A 3,225-nucleotide genomic window follows, 5' to 3' on the forward strand; every position below is an offset into this window, starting at 1 on the left:
AATCGTTGAATACAAAATTAATGGAGTAGGCCCCTTTCGATTCAATCGCCATTGTCCAGAGTCTTCCGCTTTCTCTATCTGTCCATTCTCCGTCGGCTAAGGTGATATGGGTGTCGAATCCTTCTCCGAAACGAAACGGCACATTGTCGTCCTTTTCCTGTTGTCTTGCAGATGCTATTTTTTGTATATCGAGAGGTGGCATTGCTTTTATTTTCGCTACCCTCCGGTGTTCTTTCAGCAGACGGTTTTGTTGCAAGGCGTCTCTGTTCGGAAAGAACGTTGTTTCTACCTGTCCGTGTGTTCCTAATATATACGGACAGAAATATGGCTGTAAACAGTATCTTTTTCATGTTATTGGATTTTAAAATTGATTTTGAAATGAATGTTTTCTGTTTCTATATGTTTATCCCCCGAAACAGGGAATAATTTAAATTTATGAGAGAAACTGGTGTAATAACTTCCGGTTTTAAGAGGCTTCCTCTTTAGACTCTTATAACGAAAGTCTCCACCTTGAACGATTGATTTTTCAGGATGCAGCCACGCTACTTTGAAGGTGTAACTGTCGTTATTGTTAAATGGATAAGCTGCTATACCTATATCTGTTTGGGGCAATGCTTCGTAAGATTTTCCAACTGTTTTTCCGGAAGAGTCGGAAACAGAAAAGAAACTGTCCGAATAGGCACATGGGTAGGCATTGTAGTACAAATTTTTTCCCGTCTCATTTTTTATTCGGAAAGAAAAGTTGAAGTTTTCTCCTTCTTTAAAAACGGTAGCCGGTTTCCCCTGTTCATTAAGCAGACAAAACTTAAAAACAATACCGTTTCTCTTCTGCTCTATAACGGCTTGCTTCCCATCGGGCGATATCTCCCATATCGGATCGTCGTCCTTATTGCACCCTGTCATTCCTGCGGTTATCCATAGTGATAACAAACTTACAAATAATACTTTTTTCTTTGTTTTCATATCTTCTTTTTTTCGTGTTTAAACGTTTATACTTGTTTTCCGCGTTCCGGATAGTTGTTACGCTGCGCCTCCGGTGCGGCCTGTGAGGCGCAGCGAATTGTCGGGTGGAGTGTCGGTTGTTATTTCCATAGCCTTGCGTTTTTTATGATACTACAAAGTTAAAAACATTTTTTGAGAATATGCAAATATTTTGTCTGTTTTTTTGCGTCCTTTGCGAACTTGGCGGTAAGATCACCGCAAGGAACGCAAAAGTTACACAAAGCACGCAAGTTTGTTTAAGTAAAACATCTCGACCATTAAATAAATCAACATTTTATATCAGGCTTTCAGCCCTCCGCAGGAGATTGCTTTTTCCCCAGCGCTTCGCATTGGGCTGAATTAACACGCCCTTTCAGGGCTCTTACAGCAGTCAGCCGTCAGTTCCGCATTCCTCCTTGGAAGGGGGGGGAAGGGGGATGTTCATATCGGCATTATGACGGGTGAACACAGAGGTTTGCCCCTACATGAACTGCCCTTTCCTCTACCCTGTCATTCAGAGCTCCTCCTTTGTCATTCAGAGCACTTTCCTTGTCATTCAGAGTGTCAGCGATGAATCTTTCCTCTTCCTCGCGGGATTCCTCACGGCGTTCGGAATGACAGGGGTACATGTCGTAGAGACGCAAATCATTGCGTCTCTACGGTGCGTACTGCGTTCATTTGCGAAATTTGCGTTCGGACACCGTGTACCCTGTACATAACCATTACCCGAAAGGGCTGCAAACCCGATATATTTCAGCCCCATCCCGCAAGGGTGGGGTAATTTGATTTCCGCTCTTGTTTTTTTGAGGGCTGTAAGCCTGAATTAATTTATTAGCAATCAGTTTTCAGCAGTCAGCCAACAATTAAACAACTCAACGCCTGAAGGGCATCACTTTTCACTTTTCGTTTCTCACTTTTCACTTTTCTCATTTTTTGATCAACTTCTGCGTATACGTCTGTCCGTCTTTGACGACGCGCACGAAGTACAGTCCCGCCGGCAATCCGGCCATCGGGATTTGGAACGTCGGCTCATTCGTCCGGAACGAGTGCAGCATCCTCATACCGCTCCAGATTTGGATTTCGTAGGTGCTTCTGTCGGTCGAGAGCACGCTTAATCCGCTGACCTCATCCGTCTCCATCAGCTGCAAAGTCACTTCGTCCGTTGCAGGGTTGGGGGAGAGGGTGAAACGGTAGTTTGAGCAATCTGAAGAAGATCCCAATGTCGCCGAGCATACCGTACCGGATGTGCCACAGCAGGTGCGTGCCTTTAATGAAATCCATCCGCCCGCGGCTTGATTTGTATTGATGGAGATCATATTGTTCTGTGTATAATAAATTGTCCAAGCCGGGGAAACAGTCCATTCCGGATCACTTAGAGCACAGCCCGAATTATTTACCAGACTGAAGTGGTAAGTCGTATTCGGACAGAGACCACTGGTACCCGTAGCAGTATTTCCTATATATCCGCCACTCGAATTATTCCAAACATCGAATGAAATATCGCTGTTGTACGACGCATTAGCAGTAATGGTACCAGTCGACAGCGATGTCGAAGTCGGCCCACTGATGGTTGCCGTGATGACAGCTGATATATTGAATATAGCTTTAAAGGTAGCCGTTGCTGTTCCCTGTCCTGAGATCAACCGTAAACAGTTACTGCTTGATGACCATTGCACGGACGAACCCACAGGTAAGTTCTCTACTGTATAAGTCGCTTCATTATAAAAACTTGAAGGGCCGGAGAGAGAGGGGTATTTTGAAGTATTCGTTGTCATTACATCACTTCCATTCGGGTCTAACCAATTACTTAACCGTGTACTGTTTGTTCCTCCTCCCGTCCAAGAACGATGAAATTGACCGTATTCTGCTCTAGGTTGTTCGCAATAGGGTAGTGAAGAATTGTAACTTTGGTTTCCATGAAGCTGGCCAACAACTTGTTTGTTTTGATTAAACAAAGGAGAGCCTGATGAACCATGTTGAACAACTCCATCATCAAAACTTATAAGCCAATGATTATTATTTCCCCCCCAACTGGAAATTTGTAGTTGGTCATTGTCAAAAGAAATTTTCATGACATCTCCCGACGGATGGTGAATCCCCGTACCCGAAGTCGGCGCATTGCCGCTTCGATCCCATCCCAACCATGAAAAACGGGAGTCGCCGGCGGGAGAGTTTCTCAGTTCCATTAATGCAAAATCGGTATTATTCCACGCTGCCCTGAATGTAGCCCGGTTATAGGTCACT

3 protein-coding genes are annotated in these 3,225 nt (G+C 44.4%); all 3 read right to left on the reverse strand.

The genetic code is table 11. The annotated features are described in order from the left end of the window. On the reverse strand, positions 1-202 hold a 202-nt coding region (locus Tanf_RS08845; RefSeq protein WP_201774587.1), incomplete at its 3' end, for a hypothetical protein. Between the two features lie 149 nt (positions 203-351). Beyond that, positions 352-963 (reverse strand): hypothetical protein, encoded by a 612-nt coding sequence (locus tag Tanf_RS08850; RefSeq protein WP_140230674.1) that lies wholly within the window; start codon positions 961-963, stop codon positions 352-354. Positions 964-1,907: 944 nt separating this feature from the next. Next, positions 1,908-3,225: T9SS type A sorting domain-containing protein (locus Tanf_RS14360; protein WP_140230675.1), on the reverse strand; the 1,318-nt coding region annotated here is incomplete at its 5' end.

The sequence above is a fragment of the Tannerella forsythia genome (genome assembly GCF_001006485.1).
Lineage (GTDB): Bacteria > Bacteroidota > Bacteroidia > Bacteroidales > Tannerellaceae > Tannerella > Tannerella forsythia.